The sequence below is a fragment of the Hydrocarboniphaga effusa AP103 genome, assembly GCF_000271305.1.
Taxonomy (GTDB): Bacteria; Pseudomonadota; Gammaproteobacteria; order Nevskiales; family Nevskiaceae; genus Hydrocarboniphaga; species Hydrocarboniphaga effusa.
In genome coordinates, this window is the sequence record NZ_AKGD01000002.1 from 155,688 (window position 1) to 176,818 (window position 21,131).

At 66.6% G+C, this 21,131-nt stretch carries 21 protein-coding genes; 11 read left to right on the top strand and 10 right to left on the bottom strand.

Going from position 1 to position 21,131, the window contains the following annotated elements; genetic code table 11:
• Position 1: 1 nt before the first annotated feature.
• Positions 2–607: a phosphatase PAP2 family protein gene (locus tag WQQ_RS23035; RefSeq protein ID WP_007185478.1), complete on the top strand. Its 606-nt coding sequence runs from the start codon at positions 2–4 to the stop codon at positions 605–607.
• 5 nt (positions 608–612) lie between these two features.
• On the opposite strand, the gene WQQ_RS12145 is transcribed toward WQQ_RS23035, so the two are convergent.
• Positions 613–2,721 carry a site-specific recombinase gene (locus WQQ_RS12145; RefSeq protein WP_007185479.1) on the bottom strand — a complete coding sequence of 703 codons (2,109 nt, stop codon included), beginning with the start codon at positions 2,719–2,721 and terminating at the stop codon, positions 613–615.
• 90 nt (positions 2,722–2,811) lie between these two features.
• Between WQQ_RS12145 and WQQ_RS12150 the strand changes: the two genes are divergently transcribed.
• From WQQ_RS12150 to WQQ_RS12165, 4 genes are all read left to right on the top strand, one after another.
• Positions 2,812–3,636, top strand: a complete 825-nt coding sequence (locus tag WQQ_RS12150; protein WP_007185480.1) for a carbon-nitrogen hydrolase family protein — start codon at positions 2,812–2,814, stop codon at positions 3,634–3,636.
• Entirely contained in the window at positions 3,636–4,064 is a 429-nt protein-coding gene (locus WQQ_RS12155) for a hypothetical protein (RefSeq protein WP_007185481.1), read from the top strand. Before WQQ_RS12150 ends, WQQ_RS12155 begins: the two co-directional genes overlap by 1 nt.
• Positions 4,065–4,097: 33 nt before the next feature.
• On the top strand, positions 4,098–5,540 hold the full coding sequence (gene tldD / locus WQQ_RS12160; RefSeq protein ID WP_007185482.1) for a metalloprotease TldD: 1,443 nt from the start codon (positions 4,098–4,100) through the stop codon (positions 5,538–5,540).
• A gap of 267 nt (positions 5,541–5,807) precedes the next feature.
• Positions 5,808–6,167: a Spx/MgsR family RNA polymerase-binding regulatory protein gene (locus WQQ_RS12165; protein ID WP_007185484.1), complete on the top strand. Its 360-nt coding sequence runs from the start codon at positions 5,808–5,810 to the stop codon at positions 6,165–6,167.
• An 87-nt stretch (positions 6,168–6,254) separates the two neighbouring features.
• On the opposite strand, the gene WQQ_RS12170 is transcribed toward WQQ_RS12165, so the two are convergent.
• On the bottom strand, positions 6,255–7,772 hold the full coding sequence (locus tag WQQ_RS12170; RefSeq protein ID WP_007185485.1) for a CoA-acylating methylmalonate-semialdehyde dehydrogenase: 1,518 nt from the start codon (positions 7,770–7,772) through the stop codon (positions 6,255–6,257).
• Between the two features lie 136 nt (positions 7,773–7,908).
• Between WQQ_RS12170 and WQQ_RS12175 the strand changes: the two genes are divergently transcribed.
• On the top strand, positions 7,909–8,841 hold the full coding sequence (locus WQQ_RS12175; protein ID WP_007185486.1) for a LysR family transcriptional regulator: 933 nt from the start codon (positions 7,909–7,911) through the stop codon (positions 8,839–8,841).
• 24 nt (positions 8,842–8,865) lie between these two features.
• Here the strand turns inward: WQQ_RS12175 and WQQ_RS12180 are convergent, their stop codons facing one another.
• Both WQQ_RS12180 and WQQ_RS24330 read right to left on the bottom strand, forming a co-directional pair.
• A complete protein-coding gene (locus tag WQQ_RS12180) occupies positions 8,866–9,828 on the bottom strand; it encodes a flavin reductase family protein (RefSeq protein WP_007185487.1) in 963 nt (320 codons plus the stop codon).
• A gap of 53 nt (positions 9,829–9,881) precedes the next feature.
• Positions 9,882–10,226 (bottom strand): hypothetical protein, encoded by a 345-nt coding sequence (locus tag WQQ_RS24330; protein ID WP_157534669.1) that lies wholly within the window; start codon positions 10,224–10,226, stop codon positions 9,882–9,884.
• Between the two features lie 41 nt (positions 10,227–10,267).
• On the opposite strand from WQQ_RS24330, the gene WQQ_RS24335 reads away from it, so the two are divergent.
• The gene (locus WQQ_RS24335; RefSeq protein ID WP_007185489.1) at positions 10,268–10,435 is read left to right on the top strand and encodes a hypothetical protein; all 168 of its coding nucleotides are present in this window, start codon (positions 10,268–10,270) and stop codon (positions 10,433–10,435) included.
• A 37-nt stretch (positions 10,436–10,472) separates the two neighbouring features.
• Here the strand turns inward: WQQ_RS24335 and WQQ_RS12190 are convergent, their stop codons facing one another.
• The 4 genes from WQQ_RS12190 to WQQ_RS12205 are packed head-to-tail and all read right to left on the bottom strand — an operon-like array spanning position 10,473 to position 14,203.
• The gene (locus WQQ_RS12190) at positions 10,473–11,243 is read right to left on the bottom strand and encodes an enoyl-CoA hydratase/isomerase family protein (RefSeq protein WP_007185490.1); all 771 of its coding nucleotides are present in this window, start codon (positions 11,241–11,243) and stop codon (positions 10,473–10,475) included.
• A gap of 18 nt (positions 11,244–11,261) precedes the next feature.
• Entirely contained in the window at positions 11,262–12,041 is a 780-nt protein-coding gene (locus WQQ_RS12195; RefSeq protein ID WP_007185491.1) for an enoyl-CoA hydratase-related protein, read from the bottom strand.
• Positions 12,042–13,313, bottom strand: a complete 1,272-nt coding sequence (locus WQQ_RS12200; protein ID WP_007185492.1) for an acetyl-CoA hydrolase/transferase family protein — start codon at positions 13,311–13,313, stop codon at positions 12,042–12,044.
• Positions 13,310–14,203 (bottom strand): HpcH/HpaI aldolase/citrate lyase family protein, encoded by an 894-nt coding sequence (locus WQQ_RS12205; RefSeq protein ID WP_007185493.1) that lies wholly within the window; start codon positions 14,201–14,203, stop codon positions 13,310–13,312. Before WQQ_RS12205 ends, WQQ_RS12200 begins: the two co-directional genes overlap by 4 nt.
• Positions 14,204–14,574: 371 nt before the next feature.
• Here WQQ_RS12205 and WQQ_RS12215 point away from each other — a divergent pair, with 371 nt between their 5' ends.
• Both WQQ_RS12215 and WQQ_RS12220 read left to right on the top strand, forming a co-directional pair.
• A complete protein-coding gene (locus WQQ_RS12215; protein ID WP_007185494.1) occupies positions 14,575–15,336 on the top strand; it encodes an SDR family NAD(P)-dependent oxidoreductase in 762 nt (253 codons plus the stop codon).
• A complete protein-coding gene (locus WQQ_RS12220; protein WP_007185495.1) occupies positions 15,333–16,313 on the top strand; it encodes an NAD(P)H-dependent flavin oxidoreductase in 981 nt (326 codons plus the stop codon). The genes WQQ_RS12215 and WQQ_RS12220 overlap by 4 nt, the downstream gene beginning before the upstream one ends.
• A gap of 104 nt (positions 16,314–16,417) precedes the next feature.
• Here the strand turns inward: WQQ_RS12220 and WQQ_RS12225 are convergent, their stop codons facing one another.
• A complete protein-coding gene (locus WQQ_RS12225) occupies positions 16,418–17,605 on the bottom strand; it encodes a lipid-transfer protein (RefSeq protein WP_040454077.1) in 1,188 nt (395 codons plus the stop codon).
• A gap of 283 nt (positions 17,606–17,888) precedes the next feature.
• Here WQQ_RS12225 and WQQ_RS12230 point away from each other — a divergent pair, with 283 nt between their 5' ends.
• Entirely contained in the window at positions 17,889–19,319 is a 1,431-nt protein-coding gene (locus WQQ_RS12230; protein ID WP_007185498.1) for an NAD-dependent succinate-semialdehyde dehydrogenase, read from the top strand.
• Positions 19,320–19,396: 77 nt separating this feature from the next.
• On the opposite strand, the gene acuI is transcribed toward WQQ_RS12230, so the two are convergent.
• The gene (gene acuI / locus WQQ_RS12235; RefSeq protein WP_007185499.1) at positions 19,397–20,380 is read right to left on the bottom strand and encodes an acrylyl-CoA reductase (NADPH); all 984 of its coding nucleotides are present in this window, start codon (positions 20,378–20,380) and stop codon (positions 19,397–19,399) included.
• Positions 20,381–20,622: 242 nt separating this feature from the next.
• Here acuI and WQQ_RS24730 point away from each other — a divergent pair, with 242 nt between their 5' ends.
• Positions 20,623–20,883 (top strand): TetR/AcrR family transcriptional regulator, encoded by a 261-nt coding sequence (locus WQQ_RS24730; RefSeq protein ID WP_202800659.1) that lies wholly within the window; start codon positions 20,623–20,625, stop codon positions 20,881–20,883.
• Positions 20,884–21,131 lie beyond the last annotated feature (248 nt).

The following is a 21,131-nucleotide window of genomic DNA, read 5'->3' on the forward strand; positions in this document are numbered from 1 at the left end:
CTTGCCCGCCCTGCCCGAATTCTTTCCACTCGTCAGCCATTTCGCTGCGACCCTGCTGCTCGGTCCGTTCTGCCTGCTGATCGCCCTCTGGCTCGCCTCGCGCGTCGGTCGCGGCGAAGCCCTGCTCTGGTGCGCCTGCGTGCTCGGCGTCGGCCTCGGCGTGGCCTTGTTCAAGATCGGTTTCGGCGCCTGCCGCTCGCATTGGGGCGACATTCGCAGCCCGAGCGGGCATACGGCGTTCGCGGCGATCGCCTACGGCGGTTTCACGGTGATCGCGATGGGCCGCAGTCTGAGCCTGCGCGCGGTGCTGTTCCGCATCGCGATCCTGGCCTGGGTACTGCTGATCGGTCTATCGCGCGTGCAGTTGCGGGCGCACAGCTGGGGCGAGGTCTGGTGCGGGCTCGCGATCGGCCTGCTCGGCGTGGCGGTGTTCGCGGGCGGCTATCGATCGGAGCTGCGTCCGCCGTACCGGCTTGCGGGCGGGCTGCTGATTGCGATGCTGATCGCGGCGATCCTGCTGCCGTCGATCCAGGGCTTCGTACTCGAACCCTATCTGCGCCAGTTCGCCCGCTTCCTGCGTCCGCACGTGGGCTGGCTGTGCGGCTGAGCCGCTCAGTGCTGCTTGGGTTCGGCCGCCTTCGGTGGCCAGAAGAATTCGCCGGGCCGCTCGATGAAGCGACGGCCGATGCGCCGCAGGAGCCCGCGGCGATCCTCGAAGCGTACGCGCTGCGCTCGCAGGGCGACGCGCAGCGCCAGGCCGAAGCTCACCGAGAGGTTGATGAGCCCGATGCCGAGCACGCCGATTCCCACCAGCAGCAGCGTCTGCAGCGAAATCTGCCAATCGAGCGCAACCAGCGCGTAGCCGACGTAGGCGGTCGAAAACGTGATGTGGCGAATGTCGATCGGCAGGCCGAAGATGAAGCCCAGCGTGCCCATCGAGCCGAGCATGCAGCCGAAGAAGAAGTTGCCGGCCAGGGCCCCTAGATTGTTTTCGATGTAATCGGCGAAGCGCTGCAGCCGCGCTGCGCCGAGCAGTCGCCGCAGCGAACGCAGCTGGGCGATGCGTTGCGGAATCCGGTTGTAGACGGCCTTGTTGTCGAAGTAGCCCGAAATCAGCCCCGACAGGAACAGGCAGACACCGGCGACGGCCGCATGCAGCCAGGCCAGGCTCGCGATCGGATTCTGGTCGTGCAGCAGATGCTCGGCTTTCTCGGCGCTCATGAAGAACGGCAGACCGTTGGCCTTGATCGCGAGCGCGACGATGATGGGAATCGCCAGCGCGAACGTGACGTTGCCGACGATGGCGATGAACTGCGAGCGCAGCGTGCGCACGATCTGGTCGACCAGCGGATCGAGCCGGTCGCGCCCGCTCTCGCGCGTCGCCAGGCTCGCGGCCAGGTACGAAGCCGTCATCGCCGGCTGCTTGGTCGCGATGGTGAAATGCAGCAGATAGATCAGTACGAAGCCCAGGCCGTAGTTGAGGCTGTAGAGCAGCGCGGTCATCAGCGGAGAATGCGCGCTGCTGCCGAGCACCACCTTGAGCATCGCCATGAAGGCGACGATGAAGCCGGCGCCGAGCGCCGATCGCAGCATCGAAAAATATTCGCTGCGCGTCGCGGTGACGTAATGCTCGCCGGTCTTGCTCGCGTTGTCGGTGATGCGCGTGGCGAGCAGCTGGATGATCTGCCGCCACATTTCGCGGACGCTGTCGCGCAGGTTTTCGGCGCGGACGAGATCCTTGAAGAAGGCCACGCGCAACACGTTGAGCGCGTGCGCGGGCGCAGCGTGCTCGATCAGTCGCAGCAGCAGGCGCAGGCGTTCCAGATGCTGCGTGAGACGCACGAGCAGCACCGTCAGGCTCACGCTGGCGCCGCCGCGAGCGGCCTGGCGACGCACCTTGTCGGCGATCTCCTCGCACTGGTCGAGCAGCACCAGCAGATGACGGTCGTCGATGCCGGGTTCGCGCGCCTCGGCGAGTGCGCGCTTGCGCTCTTCGAGAAATTCGCGCAGCTCGACGTTCTGCATCAGGAACGGCGATTCGTACTGCTGGATCGCCGGATGATTGCGCACCAGTTCGGGCTCGAGCCCGATGGCGGCGATGCGATACGACAGCACCTGCAGGGCTTCGAGCAACTGGATCGACATCGGCAAGCGCTGCATCGATGGCGGCGCAGCGGCCTCGTCGAAACGCAATGCGTCGAGCAGCGCGATCCAGGCGGTGTCGGGCGCCTGCGCGATCCACAGGTGATCGTGCTCGTAAGGGAACAACTGGCGCAGGCAATCGCGCAGGTCGCCGGTGTCGACTTCTTCGGGCAGCCAGCGGTTGGTCGCACGCCGCCAGAAGCCCGAGAACAAGCCTTCCTGCACGAGCACCCCCGATTCGGCGAGCAGGTGCAACGGCCGGCGCGTGACCAGCAGCCAGAGCAGCGCCTCGCGCAGGCTTTCGCGCGCGGTGGCGTCTTCGGCGACGAGCAGGCGCAGGCGTTCGAGCGCGAGCGTGCTGTGATCGACCTGACGTTTGCGGCGCGGGCGCAAGACATCGACGAGTCGCCAGAGCGCCGCCAGGCGGGTGTGCTCGTCGGATTCGATCAGGCGAATCAGGGCCTGGTCGAGCGCCGCATCGATCGCGGCGATGCGACGCTGCTGCGGATCGCTGCGGCGCAGCCAGCGGCGCCAGCCGGCGGATTCGGGCGTGACAGGCGAGTCGGAGTTCGAAGTCATCGGTTGCGCATCAGCATAACGCCCCGATTATCCCGCAAGGATCCTGAATTGCCGGACCGCCGCCCGGAAGGCCTGAGGTAGACTGCCGCCATGACACTCGTTGCCGCGATCCAGCTCAACACGGGCGCCGATCTGGACGCCAATCTGCAAGCCAGCCGGACGCTCGTCGCCGAGGCCGCGCAGGCCGGCGCCAAGCTCGCCGCGCTGCCCGAGAACTTCGCCTTCATGGGCCGCAAGGATCCCGACAAGCTCGCGCTCGCCGAGCCCGAAGGCAGCGGGCCGATCCAGCAGTTCCTGTCCGATCTCGCGCGCGAATACGCGATCGACCTGATCGCGGGTACCGTGCCGGTGGCGGTGCCGGGCGATCCGGGGCGCGTCTATCCGGCCTGCCTGGTTTACGGAGCCAGTGGTGCGCGCCTCGCGCGCTACGACAAGATCCATCTGTTCGATGTCGACGTGGATCGCGGCGATCACATCGAGCGCTATCGCGAATCGGCGACGATCGCCTACGGCGAGCCGGCCTACGTGGTCGCGCCGACGCAGGCCGGCGCCGTGGGATTGTCGGTCTGCTACGACATCCGCTTTCCGGAGCTCTACCGCGGCCTGGTGCAGCGCGGAGCCGAACTGCTGTGCATTCCGGCCGCCTTCACCGATCGCACCGGCGAAGCGCATTGGGAAATCCTGCTGCGTGCGCGTGCGGTCGAGAACCAGTGCTTCGTCATCGCGCCGGGGCAGTGCGGCACACACGCGAGCGGGCGCAAGACCTGGGGCCACACGATGATCGTCGACGCCTGGGGCCAGGTACTCGCCGAGCGCGCCGAAGACACGCCCGGCGTGGTGCTCGCCGATCTCGATTTCGAGCGCCTGCGCTCGGTGCGCGAATCGCTGCCTTCGCTGAAGCATCGGCGGCTCTGATGGGCGGGCGATTGGCTCACGCCACGCTGCGAATCGCAGTGACGGCCGCGCTGCTGTCGCTGACCGCCTGTGTGGCCTACGAGCCGCTGGCGGGCGTGCCCAAGCCCTTCGTCGAATCGTATCCGTCGGGTTCGCAGAAACGCTCGATCCTCGACCTTCAGGCCACGTTCGCCAAGCGCGCACCGGACTATCACGAGCTTTACGAACAAGCCCTGCGCGAAGACCAGAACATCGGCGGCGAAATCGTGCTCGCGCTCGCGTTGACGCCCGATGGCCGCGTCGCCGATTGCCAGGTCATTCGCAGCGCCATGCCGAGCACGCAGCTCGAAGCCTGGGTGCTCGCGCTCACCGGGCAGCTCGAATTCGGCGCAGTGCCCGGCGAGGGCTACTATGTCTTTCATTATCCATTGCAGTTTTCCAAGACCTAGCCGCATGTACGCAAGCATCGGCATGGAGATTCGATGAGCAACGCACTCGCAGTCGCCCGTTCCACCTTGCTGGACCCCGCCGAGCTCGATGAGCGCCGCCTCACGCGCGTGCTCGACGGCTTGATGAAGCCCGGCGTCGACGCGGCCGATCTGTACTTCCAGTTCTCCAAGTCCGAGCACTGGTCGCTCGAAGAAGGCATCGTCAAGAGCGGCAGCCACAGCGTCGAGCAGGGCGTCGGCGTGCGCGCGGTCGCGGGCGATAAGCAGGGCCTCGCGTACACCGAAGAGCTGCGCCTCGATGCGCTCGAAGACGCCGCCACCGCGGCGCGTGCGATCGTCGATGGCGGCGACCAGCGCGTGGTCGGATCGCTCACCGAGAGCAAGGGCCTGACGCTGTATCCGCCGATCAATCCGCTCGACACGCTGCCGACGCCCGAGAAGCTCGCGCTGCTGCGTCGCGCCGATGCGGCCGCGCGCGCGGCCGACCCGCGCGTGCAGCAGGTGATGGCCTCGCTCGCGATGAACTACGAAGTGGTGGTGATGGCCTCCACCGACGGCCGTCTCGCCGCCGACGTGCGTCCGCTGATCCGCATGGACGTGACCGTGATCGTCGAAGACAAGGGCCGTCGCGAGCAGGCGCACGTCGGCGGCGGCGGACGTCAGGCGCTCGATTACTTCGCGGCTTCGCAATTGCCCGAGGAATACGCGCGCGAAGCGGTGCGCCAGGCGATCGTGCTGCTCGATTCGGTTCCGGCTCCGGCCGGCAGCATGCCCGTCGTGCTCGGTCCGGGCTGGCCCGGCGTGCTGCTGCACGAGGCCGTCGGTCATGGCCTGGAAGGCGATTTCAACCGCAAGGGCAGCTCGGCGTATTCGGGCCGCATCGGCGAGAAAGTGGCGAGCGATCTGTGCACGATCGTCGACGACGGCACGCTCGCGGGCCGTCGCGGCTCGCTCAACCTCGACGACGAAGGCACGCCGACGCGCTGCACCACGCTGATCGAGAACGGCATCCTCAAGGGCTATCTGCAGGACACGCTCAACGCGCGCCTGATGGGCATGCAGCCGACCGGCAACGGTCGACGCGAATCGTTCGCGAGCCTCGTCATGCCGCGCATGACCAATACCTACATGCTCGCCGGTCCGCACGATCCCGAGGAGATCATCCGCTCGGTTCCGCGCGGCCTCTACGCGGTGAATTTCGGTGGCGGACAGGTGGACATCACCTCGGGCAACTTCGTGTTCTCCGCGAGCGAGGCCTACCTGATCGAGAACGGCAGGATCACGCGGCCGGTGAAGGGCGCGACCCTGATCGGCAACGGACCGGAAGCGATGGGTGCGGTGTCGATGGTCGGCAACGACCTGAAGCTCGACGGCGGCGTCGGCATCTGCGGCAAGGAAGGCCAGAGCGTGCCGGTCGGCGTCGGCCAGCCGACGCTCAAGATCGACGGCATCACAGTGGGCGGCACGCAGGCCTGAGCTGCTGGTGCCGGGGCTCGCGTCCAGCGATTCGGCGCAAGACCTGACCGACACCCGCCGGATCGAGCGATCGACCGGCGAGTGGATCGCGGCGAAGGCTCGCGCCCGCCGTGTCAATCGGTGCAACCCGGAGTTGCCGCGGGACTGGAAGCGCACGTAGATCGCAGTGCTACGGACCGACAGTTTCCGGGCCGACTGCTGCCGTCAATTGCCACCGCTGCCTTCCGTTAAAATCCGCTCACCCCGCCGGCCGCCAAATCACCCCGCATGATCACTGTCTATGGCATCAAGAACTGCGATACCGTGCAGCGCGCATTGGCACGCCTGAAGGACGAAGGCATCGACTTTCGGTTTCACGATTTCAAGTCCGACGGGCTGTCGAGCGAGCATGCTGCGCAATGGATCGCCGAACTCGGCGTCGACGCCGTGGTGAATCGCAAGGGCACCACCTGGCGCAAGCTCGATGCGCAGACCCAGGCCAAGGTCGCGAAAAGCGAGGGCGAGGCGGCCAAGGTGCTCGCAAGCCATCCGTCGCTGGTCAAGCGGCCCGTCATCGAATCATCCCAGGGCGTGACCGTGGGCTTCGCCAAGGGCGACGAAGACACGGTGCTCTCCAGGCTCCGTTAAGGCGATCCGCGCGGCGCATGCTTGCGCCTTCCGAGCGTACCGGGCGAGTGCTTGGGGGCTTCTACCGCACCAGCGAATGCGGTTGGCTCACTGCGCGGTCGGCATCACGAACTCCGGTCCTTTCGAGGCGCTGTCGGGCCAGCGCTGCATGATGCTCTTGTAGCGTGTGTAGAAGCGCACGCCTTCTTCGCCGTAGGCATGCGTGTCGCCGAACAGCGAGCGCTTCCAGCCGCCGAAGGAATGCCAGGCCATCGGCACCGGAATCGGCACATTGATCCCGACCATGCCGGCCTGCACGCGGCGCGAGAATTCGCGCGCAGTGGCTCCGTCGCGCGTAAAGCAGGCGGCGCCGTTGCCGAACTCGTGCGCGTTGACGAGTTCGAGCGCGGTGGCCAAGTCCGGAACGCGCACGATGCTCAGAACCGGCCCGAAAATTTCTTCCTCGTAGATCGTCATTCCGGGCCTGACCTTGTCGAACAAGGTGCCGCCCGTGAAGAATCCGTTCTCGTGTCCGGGCACTTTGAGGCCGCGGCCATCGACGACGAGCTCGGCACCTTCGGCGATGCCCTTTTCGATGTAGCGCTCGACCTTGGCCTTGTGCGCGGCGGTAATCAAAGGCCCCATTTCGGCGCGCGATTCCATGCCGTTGCCGATCACGAGTCGCCTGGCCTTTTCGGCCAGCCCGGCGACGAGCGTGTCGGCGACATCACCGACCGCGACGGCCACCGAGATCGCCATGCAACGCTCGCCGGCCGAGCCGTAGGCCGCGCCGACCAGCGCATCGACAGCCTGATCGAGATCGGCGTCGGGCATCACCACCATGTGGTTCTTCGCTCCGCCGAGCGCCTGCACGCGCTTGCCGCGGCGGCTGGCCTCGGCATAGAGGTATTCGGCGATCGGTGTGGAGCCGACGAACGAGAGCGCCTGCACGTCGGGATGCGCGAGCAGGCCGTCGACAGCAAACTTGTCGCCCTGCAGCACGTTGAACACGCCGTCGGGCAGGCCGGCTCTCTTGAGCAACTCGGCGACGAGCAGCGAAGCCGACGGATCACGCTCCGACGGCTTCAGCACGAAGGTGTTGCCGCAAGCCAGCGCGACCGGAAACATCCACATCGGCACCATCACCGGGAAGTTGAACGGTGTGATGCCGGCGACCACGCCGAGCGGCTGACGCAGGTTCCAGTTGTCGATGCCGCCGCCGATGTTGTCGCTGTGCGAGCCGGTGAGCAGATGCGGCGCGTTCATCGCGAACTCGACCACTTCGATGCCGCGTGTGACTTCGCCCGAGGCATCCGAGAACACCTTGCCGTGTTCGCTCGTGATAATGGCGGCGAGTTCATCGCGATGCGCTTCGAGCAGTTCGCGGAACTTCATGAGGATGCGCGCGCGGCGCAGCGGCGCGGTGCACGACCAGGCCGGGAATGCGGCCTTTGCGGCGGCGACGGCGGCGTCGACGTCGGCCTGCGTGGCGAGCGCCACCTTTCCGGTCACGGCACCGGTAGCCGGGTTGAACACATCACCGGTGTTCGCCTCGGCGGAGGGCTTGCGAACGGCGCCACCGATGTAATGGCCGAGAGTGGTGACGGTTGCGGCGCTGGAGCTCATGTCCGATCTGCTTCGCTGTGGGAGCACGCTATTAAGCTGCAAAGCGGGCGAGGGTAGCCAATGAGTTAAACTGGCTTCGTTATAAGAAATTCCAATATCGCATCTCCATCGCCTGCTCGAATATCCGCCGTCACGCATGGATCTCAAGCAACTGCGCATTTTCGATATGGTGGCCCGTCACGGCGGGATCACGCGTGCTGCCGAGGTCGTGCATCTCACGCAGTCGGCCCTGAGCCTGCAGCTCAAGTCGCTGCAGGAATCGATCGGCACTCCGCTGTTTCGCCGCACGCCGCGCGGCATGGAGCTGCTGCCGGCCGGACAGGCCTTGCTGCCCTATGCGCAGGCGGTGCTTGCGGCCTCGGCCGAATTCCAGTCCGCAGTCGAGCGCCTGTCCGAACGGGTCGCCGGCAAGCTTCGGATCGGCACGATCCTGGACCCCGATTTCCTGCGCCTCGGTGCCTTGCTCGGGCTCATGCTCGAACGGCATCCAGCCTTGCACACCGACGTCTCGCACGGCATTTCGGGCTGGGTACTCGCTCAGGTGCAGTCCGGCGAACTCGACGTCGGGTTTTATCTCGGTGTACCGGAAGACAAGCGTCTGCATGCCGTGGTGTTGACGAGTTTCGACTATCGCGTTTCGGCTCCGCGCGCCTGGAAGCCGCGGGTCGCGCAGGCGGGCTGGCCCGAACTCGTGCAACTGCCCTGGGTCTGGACGCCGCCGGAATCGGTGCACAACCGGCTGTTGAGCAAGCGCTTCGAGGCCGCTCGTGCGACGCCGAAGATCGCGGCGCAGGTCGATGTCGAGCCGTCGATGCTCGATCTCGTACGGGCCGGCGTCGGGCTTTCGCTCGTGCGCGAGTCGATCGCCCGTTCCGAGAGCCGGGCCGGACGCATTGCGCTGTCTCCGGTTTCGCTGAGTACCGAGCTCACGCTCGTCTGCCTCAAGCGTCGCAGCCAGGAGCCGGCGGTGGTCGCGATGTTCGCGCTCGCCGAAGAACTCTGGGGCGACGCCCCCAAATCGGCCGCCAGCGAGGTCGTCGAGACCGCGTTCCCGCGCTTCGGTCTCTAACGCCTCGGCGGGAGCCCGAAGCGTTCAGGCCGACCAGGGCGAGGGCAGGCCCGGATCGGTGGCCGTGATCACGCGATTCAGGAACTGCCGCAGCAGGCGCGATTCGCTCGGATCGAAACCGTTCTCGGCATCGTCGTTGGCCGCTTGCGCCGCAGCGAGCAATTCGACGACCACATGCTGGCCTTGGCTCGTCAGCGTCAGCCGTGCGTCGGCCTGGCTGCCGATGTCGACGAAGCCGAGATCCGACAGGCGTCGCGCACAGCCGATGTCGACGTGATTGCCCGAATAGGAAACGAGTCGATCGAGCTCGGAGACCGTGCGTCCATCGCGCACACCGAGCATGCTGAGCGCGAAATAGTCCGCGATGCCAAGCTGGTGACGATCGAGTTCCGGACGCAGGCGAGCGAACAGCTGGTGATACGCGCGTCCGAGCTGATAGATCAGGAAATCCGGAGCGAAGGCGCCGGGCGCCGACGAGGTGTCCACCGCCGGAATCGGACCGCTCGCCTTCGGCAGGGCGAAAGCATAGCGCCCGCCCTTGAATACCAGCGGCTCGCGATCGTGGTGATCGAACTCGAGCACCTCGCCGACCAGGATCAGGTGATCGCCGCCTTCGTACTGGAACGCCATGCGGCACTGGAAGCGCGCTGTACAGCCATCGAGCAGCGGAACGCCGCCGGGCCCGCGGCTCGGGCTCAGGCCCGCGAAGCGATCGACTCCGCGCTTGGAGAAGTGGCTGGCCAGCACGTCCTGGTCGCTCGCCAGGATGTGTACCGCGAAGTGGCTCGCCGAAGTGAAGGTGGCGATGTTGCTCGAGGTACGGGCAATGCTCCACAGCACCATCGGCGGGTCGAGCGACACCGAGTTGAAGCTGTTCGCGGTGACGCCGACGTTGTTGCCGTCCTGGTCGACCGTGGTGACGATGGTGACGCCCGTCGTGAAGCTGCCGAGTGCCTGGCGGAAGGATTTTGCGTCGATGCTGTCCATGCCTGGCTCCGCTGCGTCCAACGCCGATTTCGGTCTGGTCCGCCTTGTGTTGATCAACGGTAGGTTCGTGCGAGAAACGAATTCTCGCGTGCTTGTTCTCGGCCTGCGAGCGTCAGTCCAGCCTTGCGGGAGAGCGCGAGGCTTTCCTGCCACAGCCGAACCGCGGCGGCGCTGACGTCGATCGGTTTTCGCTTGTGATGATAAGCGCCGCTGCAGCGTCCGGGCTCGTCGCCGGGCACCATGAAAGCGATCGTGCGCGCGGCCCCTCCGAGCTGAAGGCCACAGGCTGCTGGGTTGCCATGTAGCGCTGCGTGCTGTCCGCATGGCTGGCGGTCAAGTGCAAGATAGGCATCTTCGGCACCGCCAAACTGGTTGGCGAGCGGGCGACCGAGTAGCATCGGGCGTATCGCCGCTTGGCGACAGTTTTGCCGAGGTTCACATGAAACACTTGCTGATCGCGATACCGGTTTTGCTGCTGGCGCTGGCCCTTTACGTCGTCGGATTCGGCAGCGGCGCGATCGCCCTTATCGGAATCGGTGCCGTGCTCGAAGCGGGCGTTTGGCTCGGCCTGTTCCATGCCGGGCGGAATCGCACCGGAACCGCTTAGGCCAAGCGGTTTCATCCATCGTGGGCACTGCTTTTTCTCAGTGCCCTTTGAAGTTGCCAGGGCGGCGTTCCGTCATCGCGCGGACGCCTTCGGCGAAATCCTCGGTCTTCTGTAGCTCGATCTGAACGCCATGCTCGTGCACGAGCGTGGCGCGGACTTTCTCGAGCAGATCGCCGCGCAGCGTCGCGCGCGTCGTCCGTAGCGACAGCGGGGCGTTCTCGGCGATCTCTGCTGCGAACTGCAGCGTCGCCGCATTCAAGGATTCGGCGCTCGCCGCGCGATCGACCAGACCCCAGCCCGCGACTTCCTCGGTCTTGTAGCGCGCGCCGCTCAGGAACATCAGCGCGGCTCGCTGCTGACCGATCACGCGCGGCAAGGTGTGCGTGAGCGCGAAGCCCGGGTGAAAGCCGAGCTTGACGAAGTTGGCCGAGAAGCGCGCCTCGGGCGAGGCCACGCGAAAATCGGCCGCGATCGCGAGTCCCAGGCCCGCGCCGATCGCAGCGCCCTGCACCGACGCGATGATCGGCTTGCGGCTCGCGAAGATGCGCAAGGCCTGATCGTAGAACTCGCGCAGCGGATCGGAGCCGCTCGCGCCGAAGCCGTTCGCAGACACCAGGTCCGCGCCCGCGCAGAACGACTTGCCTTCGGACGCGAGCACGATGGCGCGCACCGCGTCGTCCGCATCGCTGCGATCGAGCGCATCGGCGATCAGCCGCAGCAGCCCCACGGTCGCGAAATTCAGTGGCGGATTGCGGAACCTCAGCAGCGCGACATGGCCGTGCCGCTGCAGGTCGACATGCTCGCTCATCGTTCGATCATCGTTCGCTCAGCGGCCTTGCCACTGCGGCTTGCGCTTCTCGGCGAAAGCGCGCGGACCTTCCTGCGCATCGCTGCTGCAGTAGGTGTATTCGTGCGCGGCGCGGGCGGCCTGCAGTGCCGCGCCTCGGCCCATTTCGGTCGCCAGCATCACGGTTTCGCGGCCGGCCTTCACCGACAGCGGAGCGCCTTCGAGAATCTCCTGGGCGAGCTCGATCGCCGCAGCCAGCAGCGCGGCCGGCTCGGCGAGGCGATTGACCAGGCCGATCTCGTAGGCGCGCTGCGCGGTGATCGGCTTACCGGTCAGGATGATCTCCATCATGATGCGCTGCGGAATCATGTGGATCAGCGGCGCGGCCCACGGCGAGCCGCGGCCGACCTTGACCTCGGTGATCGCGAACCGGGCCGCCGTGCTCGCGACGCAGAGATCGCAGGCCTGCGCGATCATCCAGCCGCCGGCGAACGCCACGCCGTTGACCGCTGCGATGGTCGGCTTCGACAGCTGGATGTTGTCGTAGGGCATCGGGAACATGTCGCGCGGAGGCACGCGCAGCCCGCGATCGACCATCTCCTTGAGATCGCCGCCCGCGCAGAAGGCTTTCTCGCCCGAGCCGGTCAGAATCGCCACGCGCAGGCTGTCGTCTTGCTCGAAGCGTTGCCAGGCCGCGAACAGGCCTTCGCGAACGTCGCGGCTCAGCGCGTTGCGCGTATCCGGACGGTTGATCGTGATGATGGCGATGCCGTCTTCGCGCGCATCGAACAGCACCGCGTCGTTTTGAGAACCGCTCATTTAGAACCCTCTCTTCTGAATTTCGTAAGCAGCGCGATCGAGTTCCTCGCGGAAGTCCGGATGCGCGATCGCGATGAGCCGGCGCGTGCGCTCGGCCAGTGTCTGTCCCTTGAGTTCGGCGGCGCCGAATTCGGTCACGATCACATCGACATCGCTGCGTGCGGTCGTCACCGGTCCCGACAGCGTCGGCACGATCTTGCTGATGCTGCCGCCCTTGGCGGTCGCCGACAGCGCGATGATCGAGCGCCCGCCCTTGCTGCGCGAACCCGCGCGCACGAAGTCGACTTGTCCGCCGGTTCCGCCGAGATACGCGCTGCCGCTCTGCTCGGCGTTGACCTGGCCGGTCAGATCCACTTCGAGCGCCGAGTTGATCGTGACGAGACGATCGAGCTTCGCGAGCACCGCGGCATCGTGCGTATAGCTTGTCGCGCACATGCGCATGCTCTTGTTGTGGTGCGCCCACTGGTAGAGCTTGCGCGTGCCGATCAGCGCGCCGTTGATCGAAACGCCGGTGTCGATGGCCTTGCGCGCATTGGTGATGACGCCGGCTTCGACGAGCTCGACGAGCCCGTCGCCGAGCATGCCCGAGTGCACGCCGAGATCCTTGCGATCGCGCAGCAGGCGCAGGATCGCGTCGGGCACCGCGCCGACGCCGGTCTGCAGCACCGAGCCGTCTTCGATGTAGGCCGCGGCGAATTTGGCGATGGCCTCGTCGGTCTCGCCGATCCTGGCGGCGGCGACTTCCACCGGCATGCGCGAGACCTGCACCGCGCAGTCGATGCGCGAGGCCGGCAGCCGTTCGCCATGCGTGTACGGAACCTGGTCGTTGACTTCGGCGATGACGACGCGGGCTTTCTTCACCGCGGACTGCACGTAGTCGGCGATCAGGCCGAAGCTGTGCTCGCCGTTTTCATCGGCCGGACTCACCTGCACGAAGGCGACGTCGCAGCCGATGATGCCTTGCTCGATCATCGGGCCGATCTGGCTCACGTGGCAGGGCACCACGCCGAGCGTGTGCGCGGCCGTCAGCGTTCGCAGGGTGCCGATCGCGCCCATGCTCGACAGCGAAAACTGGCCCGCGGCTTCGGGCGTCAGCAGTTTCGAGAAACTCGTCCCCGCGAACGCCGACAGCTCGCCGATGCCGCTCGCCTGCATGATCAGCGCTTCGATGAGCGACTGCGGCTCGCCGCAGGCCTGGCCCCAGACGATGCGATCGCCGCGCTTGAGGAACTTGCCGAGGTCGAGCCCTGCGGCGTCGGTCCGCACGCTCACGTGCGGCCTGCGAGCTTGAGCAGCTGCTGCGCGCGCGCCAGATGCGGGCGATCGAGCATCGCGCCCTTGTAGCCGATGGTGCCGAGCCCCGGATTGGCCGCGAACAGATCGACGATCTCGCGCGCCGCGACGAGCTCGTCTTCGGACGGCGAGAACGCCTCGTTGATGACGTCGACCTGCGCCGGATGAATCGCGAACATGCCGCGCCAGCCGGCGCGGCGCATCTGCACCGCACGCTTGCGCAGGCCGTCGAGATCGCGGAAATCGCCATGAATGGTTTCGATCGCGGCGACGCCGGCCGCCGCTGCGCCGAGCAGGCAGAGGCTGCGCGCGAGATCGTAGGTGTAGCCGTAGCTGCCGTCGGCGTTCTTGTTTTCGCTCGCGCCGAGCGAATCGGCGAGATCTTCGGCGCCCCAGGACATCGCCACGAGTCGCGGCGCGCCCTTGTAGGTGCCGGTGTTGAACACGCCTTCGGCGGTCTCGGTGACGAGCGCGAACACCGGCGTCGAACCGGGCGCGATGCCGTACGCCACTTCGAGTGCGGACAGGTAGTGATCGAGCTCGACCACGTCGTTTCCGCTGCGCGATTTCGGCAGGATGATGCCGCCCGGCTTGCTCGGCATCACCGCCGCGAGATCGATCAACGCATGCGGGCCATCGAGCGGGTTGATGCGCACCCACAGCCGTGAGCGCGCTTGCTCCGCCTGAGCCTGGAGAAACGCCGAAACCAGCTTGCGGGCCTTGGGCTTTTCGTCGACGGTGACGGCGTCCTCGAGATCGAGAATGACGACATCGGCCGTTCCGGCGGTGGCCTTCTCCATCTTCTTCTCGCTGTCGCCCGGAGCGAACAGCCAGGAGCGGGCGCTGAAAGTTTTGCGTTCTGCCGCCATTTCGTTTCTTTTCCTCGTTCTTGTCGCGCCCAGATGAGATCAGCATCGCTACGAATCGGCAAGATTCATTGGGGCCAGGATTCGTCGCGACGATTGGGCTAGTTCCAGCCCTTTTTTGCGATCAAAGCAGGATCATCCGGAGGGCTGGCCGGCACGCTGCGCGGAATCGTCGCTTGGCGCAGCCGCCGGTCGAGGAACTGCCGCGCCGGCCCCTGCCGCCCGGCGAGCGTCGATGGCTCGGTTGCCGGACAGCCGGCGCATGGTGATCGCCTGCGCGCTGTAGGCTAGGCGTCCGCGCAGCGTCGCGATACCAGACATCGACTGAAAAACGCTCAAAACGATCATCGGGGCGAACCCGAAAAGGACTGTGAATGGAGATCAAAGGAGCCACGGCAATCGTCACCGGTGGCGCATCGGGCCTCGGTGGCGCGACCGCGGAGCGCCTCGCCAAAGCCGGAGCCAGGGTCACGATCTTTGACCTGAACGCCGAGCTCGGCAAGAAGAAGGCGGCCGAGATCGGCGGCCACTTCGTCGCCGTCAACGTCACCGACGAAGCCGCCGTCGAAGCCGGGCTCGACGAGTCCGAGGGCGTCAACGGCAAGGCGCGCATCCTCGTCAACTGCGCGGGCATCGGGCCTCCGGGCAAGGTCATCGGACGCGATGGCAAGGCGCTGCCGCTCGCCGAGTTCAGCAAAATCGTCGCCATCAACCTGTTCGGCACTTTCAACGTGCTGTCGAAGTTCGCGGCGCGCCTGCACACGGCCGATCCGATCGGCGAGGAACGTGGCGTGATCGTCAACACCGCGTCGGTGGCCGCCTACGAAGGCCAGATCGGCCAGCCCGCGTACGCCGCCTCGAAGGCCGGCGTCGTCGGCATGACCTTGCCGATCGCACGCGAACTCGCGCGCTACGGCATTCGCGTCAACACCATCGCGCCGGGCCTGTTCCTCACGCCGCTGCTCGAATCGCTGCCGCAGGAGGCGCAGGACTCGCTCGGCAGGCAGGTGCCGTTTCCGAGCCGTCTCGGCAAGCCGAACGAATACGCGCTGCTCGTCGAGAGCATCGTCGTCAACCCGATGTTCAATGGCGAAACCATTCGCCTCGATGGTGCGATCCGGATGGCCGCCAAATGACGATCAGGACACGCTTCACCGAACTGCTCGGCATCGAGCACCCGATCGTCCAGGGCGGCATGATGTGGGTCGGCCGCGCCGAGCTCGCGGCTGCGGTTTCCAATGCGGGCGGCCTCGGCATCCTGACTGCGCTGACGCAGCCGTCGCCCGATGCGCTGCGCGCCGAGATCGACCGTTGCCGCAAGCTTACCGACAAGCCGTTCGGCGTGAACCTGACGATCCTGCCGTCGGTGAACCCGCCGCCGTATGCGGAATACCGCAAGGCGATCATCGACAGCGGCATCAAGATCGTCGAAACCGCCGGCCACAAGCCGCAGGAACACGTCGACGATTTCAAGTCGCACGGCATCAAGGTCGTGCACAAGTGCACGGCCGTGCGTCATGCGCTGTCGGCCGAGCGCATGGGCGTCGACGCGATTTCGATCGACGGCTTCGAATGCGCCGGACATCCGGGTGAAGACGACATTCCGGGCCTGATCCTGATTCCGGCCGCCGCCGACAAGGTCAAGATTCCGATGATCGCTTCGGGCGGTTTCGGTGATGGCCGTGGTCTGGCCGCGGCGCTCGCGCTCGGGGCCGAAGGCATCAACATGGGCACGCGCTTCTGCGCGACCGTCGAGGCGCCGATCCACGACAACGTCAAGCAGCTCATCGTCAACAACGACGAGCGCGGCACTCGCCTGATCTTCCGCAGCCTCAAGAACACCGCGCGCGTCGCGGCGAACAGCGTGTCGGACGAAGTGGTCGCCCGCCTGTCGAAGCCCGGTGCGGTGTTCGAAGACGTGCGCGAACTGGTGCCGGGTGCCAAGGGCCGCGTCGCGCTGGAGACCGGCAATGTCGATGCCGGTTTGATCTGGGCGGGCCAGGTGCAGGGCCTGATTCACGACGTGCCCACCTGTAAGCAGCTGATCGATCGCATCATCGGCGACGCCGAAGCGATCATTCGCGGCCGGCTGGCTGGTTTCATCGGCAACTGAGTCATCCGGCATCGGCGGCCTGGCGTCGACACTTCGCGGGCATGAAAAAAGCCGGCTGCGGACTCGCTCCGCAGCCGGCCTTTTTCGTTGACCCGAGCGCCGGATCAGCGATCGTTGCGATACATCGTCACCACGCAGGCGCCGCCGAGACCGAGGTTGTGCTGCAAGGCGACACGCGCGCCCTCGACCTGGCGTGCGCCCGCGGTGCCGCGCAGCTGGCCGACCAGCTCGGTGCATTGGGCGAGACCGGTCGCACCGAGCGGATGGCCCTTCGACAGCAAGCCGCCCGACGGATTCGTCACGTAGCGGCCGCCGTAGGTGTTGTCGCCATCGTTGACGAACTTCTCGGCGCCACCGACCGGGCACAGGCCCAGCGCTTCGTAGGTGATCAGCTCGTTGTGCGCGAAGCAGTCGTGCAGCTCGACGACGTTCACATCCTCCGCGCCGACACCGGATGCTTCGTAGACCTGGCGCACCGCATCCTGCGTCATGCCGAAGCCGACCACTTCGCGCATGTCGCGCGCACCGAAGGTCTTGGCCGTATCCGTCGTCATCGCCTGCGCGGCGATCCAGACGTCGGCCTTCAGGCCGTTGCGCTTGGCGAAGGCCTCGCTGCAGAGCACCGCCGCGGCGGCTCCGCAGGTGGGCGGGCAGGCCATCAGCCGCGTCATCACGCCTTCCCACATCATCGGCGAGGCCATCACCTCTTCGGTGGTGACGGGCTTGCGGAACAGGGCGAGCGGATTGTTGACCGCGTGCTGGCTGGCCTTGGCGCGAATCTTCGCGAAGGTCTCGAGCCTGGTGCCGTACTGCTGCATGTGCGCAAGGCCGGCGCCGCCGAAGAAGCGCAGTGCGAGCGGCACTTCGCTATTGCCGACGAGTTCGTCGGCCGCGGCGTCGAAGCGCTCGAACGGGCTCGGACGATCGCCGAAGGCGGTCTTGAGCGCGCCGGGCGTCATCTGCTCGAAGCCGAGCGCGAGCACGCATTCCGCCGCGCCCGAGGCGATCGCCTGGCGCGCGAGGAACAGCGCGGTCGAGCCGGTCGAGCAATTGTTGTTGACGTTGACCACCGGAATGCCGGTCATGCCCACTTCGTAGAGCGCGCGCTGGCCGGCGGTGGAATCGCCGTAGACATAGCCGACGTAGGCCTGCTGGATCTGGTCGTAGCCGATGCCCGCATCGGCGAGTGCCGCATGCGTGGCCGCAGCCGCCATCGCGGGGTAGGGCTCGTTGGAGCCCGGCTTGACGAACGGGATCATGCCGACCCCGGTTACGAAGACTTTGCGACTCATGGCGTTTTCTTCTGTCTGGTGAAAGAGGGTATCGACAACGCTCGACTCTGCGGGCCGTCGCCTCGGCGGCCTGCCGATGAAATGCGGACCGGAGGCGTTCGATGGATAATCGCAGGCATTGTTGATCGATGTTGCTGCCCCGGCTCGCCGATTCAAGCCTTATGCCACAGGCGCGGGACGCCAGACCCCACTCTCTTGAGTGGGGCGCCGACCTGATCGGGCGTAATGAACCCTGCCGTTGCAGCGGTGTCGCGTAACGAGACACTTTTCAGGAGACGCCAGCATGACGCAGTGGATGCGCGAAGCGAGCCTGATCGCAGGGCAGTGGGTGACGGCGGATCGCTGGATCGACGTCGATGATCCGGCCACCGGCGAACGCATCGGCCGGGTGCCGCGTTGCACCGGCGAGCAGACCGCGCAGGCGATCGCCGCGGCCGAGCAGGCGATGGGCCCGTGGGCCAAGCGCCCGGCCAAGGAGCGCGCCGGCATCCTGCGCCGCTATTTCGACCTGATCCTGGCGAACCAGGACGCGCTGGCCGCGCTGCTGACGCGCGAGCAGGGCAAGCCGCTCGCCGAAGCCAAGGCCGAGATCGCCTATGCGGCCGGGTTCATCGAATGGTTCGCCGAAGAGGCCAAGCGTATCTACGGCGACGTGCTGCCGAGCCATGCGGCCGACAAGCGCATCGTCGTGCTCAAGCAGCCGATCGGCGTCGTCGCGGCGATCACGCCGTGGAATTTCCCGGCCGCGATGATCACGCGCAAGATCGGCCCGGCGCTCGCCGCCGGCTGCGGCGTGGTGCTCAAGCCCGCTTCGCAGACACCTTTCACCGCGCTCGCGCTCGGCGCCCTCGCGCAGGAAGCGGGCTTGCCCGACGGACTGCTCAACGTGGTGACCGGCAGCGCCGCCGAAATCGGCGACGTGCTGACCTCCAGCCAAACGGTGCGCAAGCTGTCGTTCACGGGCTCGACCGACGTCGGCGCCAGGCTCTATGCGCAGTCCGCGCCGTCGATCAAGAAGCTCAGCCTCGAGCTCGGCGGCAATGCGCCCTTCATCGTCTTCGACGATGCCGATCTCGAGGCCGCGGTGGTCGGCGCCATCGCCTCCAAGTTCCGCAACGCCGGCCAGACCTGCGTCTGCGCCAACCGCATCTACGCGCAGGCCGGCATCTACGACGCCTTCGTCGAAAAGCTCGCGGCCGCCACCGCGAAGCTCAAGGTCGCGCCGGGCACCGAAGCAGGCTCCGAGATCGGCCCGCTGATCGACGACAAGGCCGTCGCCAAGGTGCGCGAGCACATCGACGATGCCCTTTCGGGCGGTGCGCGCGTGGTCACGGGCGGGCAGGCGCACAAGCTCGGCGGCCGCTTCTTCGAGCCCACCGTGCTCGCCGACGTGAAGCCTTCGATGATGATCAGTCGCGAGGAGACTTTCGGCCCGGTGGCGCCGGTGTTTCGCTTCGAAACCGAAGACGAAGTCATCGCGCTTGCCAACGACACGCCATTCGGCCTGGCCTCGTATTTCTACGCGCGCGATCTGGGCCGGGTCTGGCGCGTGGCCGAGCGCATCGAGGCCGGCATCGTCGGCGTCAACACGGGCTTGATTTCGACCGAACTCGCGCCGTTCGGCGGCGTGAAGCTCTCCGGCCTCGGCCGTGAAGGCTCGCGCTACGGCATCGACGACTATCTCGAGATCAAGTACGTCTGCATGAGCGTCTGAGACGCTTGCGGTGCGCCGCAAGCGAAAAGAGGCGGGCCGCTTGCGCGAGCCCGCCTCTGGTTCGCGGCGATCGAAGCTCAGGCGTTCACATCGACCACGACACGGCCGCGAATCTTGCCCGAGACGATGTCCTCTCCGGCCTGCACGGCGCCGCTGAGGCCGACGAGCCTGCTGATCGATTCGAGCGCGTTTCCGTCGAGATCGCGAGCCAGGCGCTGCCAGGCGGCTTGGCGCAGGGCGATCGGGGCCATCACCGAATCGATGCCGAGCAGTGCGACGCTGCGCAGGATGAACGGGGCGACCGAGGCCGGGAAATCCATGCCCTGGGCGAGGCCGCAGGCGGTGACGACACCGCCGTAGCGGGTCTGCGCGGTGGCGTTGGCGAGCGTGTGGCTGCCGACCGCGTCGACGACACCCGCCCAGCGTTCTTTCTGCAACGGCTTGCCAGGGGCCGACAGCGTGTTGCGATCGATGATGTCGGCCGCGCCGAGCGACTGGAGGTAGTCGCCTTCGCTGGCCTTGCCCGAAGAAGCGACGACCTTGTAGCCGGCCTTGGCGAGCAGGGCGATCGCCACGCTGCCGACGCCGCCGGTCGCGCCGGTGACCAGAATTTCGCCCGCTTCGGGCCTCACGCCGGCTTTTTCGAGCGCGTTGACGCAGAGCGCGGCGGTGTAGCCGGCGGTGCCGATCGCCATCGCCTGCTTCGCGGTGAAGGCCGACGGCAGTGCGATGAGCCACTCGGCCTTCACGCGCGCCTTCTGCGCCAGGCCGCCCCAATGGCCTTCGCCGACGCCCCAGCCGTTGAGCACGACGCGGTCGCCTGCCTTCCACTGATCGCTCGTGCTCGACTCGACCACGCCGGCGAAGTCGATTCCCGGCACCATCGGAAACTTGCGCACCACCGGCGATTTGCCGGTGATCGCGAGGCCGTCCTTGTAGTTGATCGTCGAGTATTCAACGTTCACCGTTACGGCGGCTTCGGGCAGTTGCGACTCGTCGATGTCCGTGATGGAAACGGACTGCGCGGTCTCGTTCTTGTTGATGAGCAGAGCTTTGAACATGCGTTTCCTGTAGACACCGAGATGGGAGGGGTGGCCAGCGCACGGGCTGTCGTGAACGGCGAACTTAAAATAAACAACGGTATTGGTTTTGTGTCTTCGCTTAGCGTGCGGCTGAGCGTGACGGCGATCGGCCGGAGCTTCAGACCGGCCGCCAGCATACCGATCGGTATGTTTCGCTGCACGGCCTGGCCATCGGTCGACGCGATTCCGCATGCAGACGATTGCAGACCGATCGCGGCCCCTTGGATATCGGCTGGCATCGCCGTTTGGTTACAGGCTGGATTGAAGAGGGACAGGCAGAGGGCGCCAGATGGTGTCGGCGCCGCGATCCGGAGGGGACGCGCACGGCCATGCTCGAGGCGGCCGGCGCACTGCTCGCGAAAGAGGGCGCGGAAGGACTCAGCGTTTCGCAGATCGCACCGCTCGCCAGGGTCAACCGAGGCACCGCCTATCGGCACTTCCAGGCCCGCGTAGCTCGAAGCAAGCACGAGCTGGTTCGGTGAACAGCTCGTCGAAGCCGTTTTCGCGCGGCGCCGGACCCGCGCTTCGGTCGAGCCTTCGACGCGCAGGGCGTGATCGAGCACAGGGCCGGTTTCCCCTGCGCAGCCCTGGGCCCGGCCGTGCCCGGCTGTTCAACTGCTGAGCTCGCCGCATCCGGCCGACGCCCTGTTCTGCAGACACGCGTGCGGCGGCGGAGTCTCTACGGCAACACGCGCCGGATCACGATCCGGAGCGCGCCGCCACGCTGACG

Excerpts from the sequence above, each read along its gene's own strand:
- WQQ_RS12150 (WP_007185480.1), top strand. The coding sequence starts at position 2,812 with ATGACACTCGTTGCCGCGATCCAGCTCAACACGGGCGCCGATCTGGAC.
- WQQ_RS12230 (WP_007185498.1), top strand. The coding sequence starts at position 17,889 with ATGACGCAGTGGATGCGCGAAGCGAGCCTGATCGCAGGGCAGTGGGTG.
- WQQ_RS12190 (WP_007185490.1), bottom strand. The coding sequence starts at position 11,243 with ATGAGCGAGCATGTCGACCTGCAGCGGCACGGCCATGTCGCGCTGCTG.
- WQQ_RS24335 (WP_007185489.1), top strand. The coding sequence starts at position 10,268 with ATGAAACACTTGCTGATCGCGATACCGGTTTTGCTGCTGGCGCTGGCC.
- WQQ_RS24330 (WP_157534669.1), bottom strand. The coding sequence starts at position 10,226 with ATGCTACTCGGTCGCCCGCTCGCCAACCAGTTTGGCGGTGCCGAAGAT.
- WQQ_RS12195 (WP_007185491.1), bottom strand. The coding sequence starts at position 12,041 with ATGAGCGGTTCTCAAAACGACGCGGTGCTGTTCGATGCGCGCGAAGAC.
- WQQ_RS12205 (WP_007185493.1), bottom strand. The coding sequence starts at position 14,203 with ATGGCGGCAGAACGCAAAACTTTCAGCGCCCGCTCCTGGCTGTTCGCT.
- WQQ_RS12225 (WP_040454077.1), bottom strand. The coding sequence starts at position 17,605 with ATGAGTCGCAAAGTCTTCGTAACCGGGGTCGGCATGATCCCGTTCGTC.
- WQQ_RS12145 (WP_007185479.1), bottom strand. The coding sequence starts at position 2,721 with ATGACTTCGAACTCCGACTCGCCTGTCACGCCCGAATCCGCCGGCTGG.
- WQQ_RS12175 (WP_007185486.1), top strand. The coding sequence starts at position 7,909 with ATGGATCTCAAGCAACTGCGCATTTTCGATATGGTGGCCCGTCACGGC.
- WQQ_RS12170 (WP_007185485.1), bottom strand. The coding sequence starts at position 7,772 with ATGAGCTCCAGCGCCGCAACCGTCACCACTCTCGGCCATTACATCGGT.
- WQQ_RS12165 (WP_007185484.1), top strand. The coding sequence starts at position 5,808 with ATGATCACTGTCTATGGCATCAAGAACTGCGATACCGTGCAGCGCGCA.
- WQQ_RS12215 (WP_007185494.1), top strand. The coding sequence starts at position 14,575 with ATGGAGATCAAAGGAGCCACGGCAATCGTCACCGGTGGCGCATCGGGC.
- acuI (WP_007185499.1), bottom strand. The coding sequence starts at position 20,380 with ATGTTCAAAGCTCTGCTCATCAACAAGAACGAGACCGCGCAGTCCGTT.
- tldD (WP_007185482.1), top strand. The coding sequence starts at position 4,098 with ATGAGCAACGCACTCGCAGTCGCCCGTTCCACCTTGCTGGACCCCGCC.
- WQQ_RS12180 (WP_007185487.1), bottom strand. The coding sequence starts at position 9,828 with ATGGACAGCATCGACGCAAAATCCTTCCGCCAGGCACTCGGCAGCTTC.
- WQQ_RS12155 (WP_007185481.1), top strand. The coding sequence starts at position 3,636 with ATGGGCGGGCGATTGGCTCACGCCACGCTGCGAATCGCAGTGACGGCC.
- WQQ_RS12220 (WP_007185495.1), top strand. The coding sequence starts at position 15,333 with ATGACGATCAGGACACGCTTCACCGAACTGCTCGGCATCGAGCACCCG.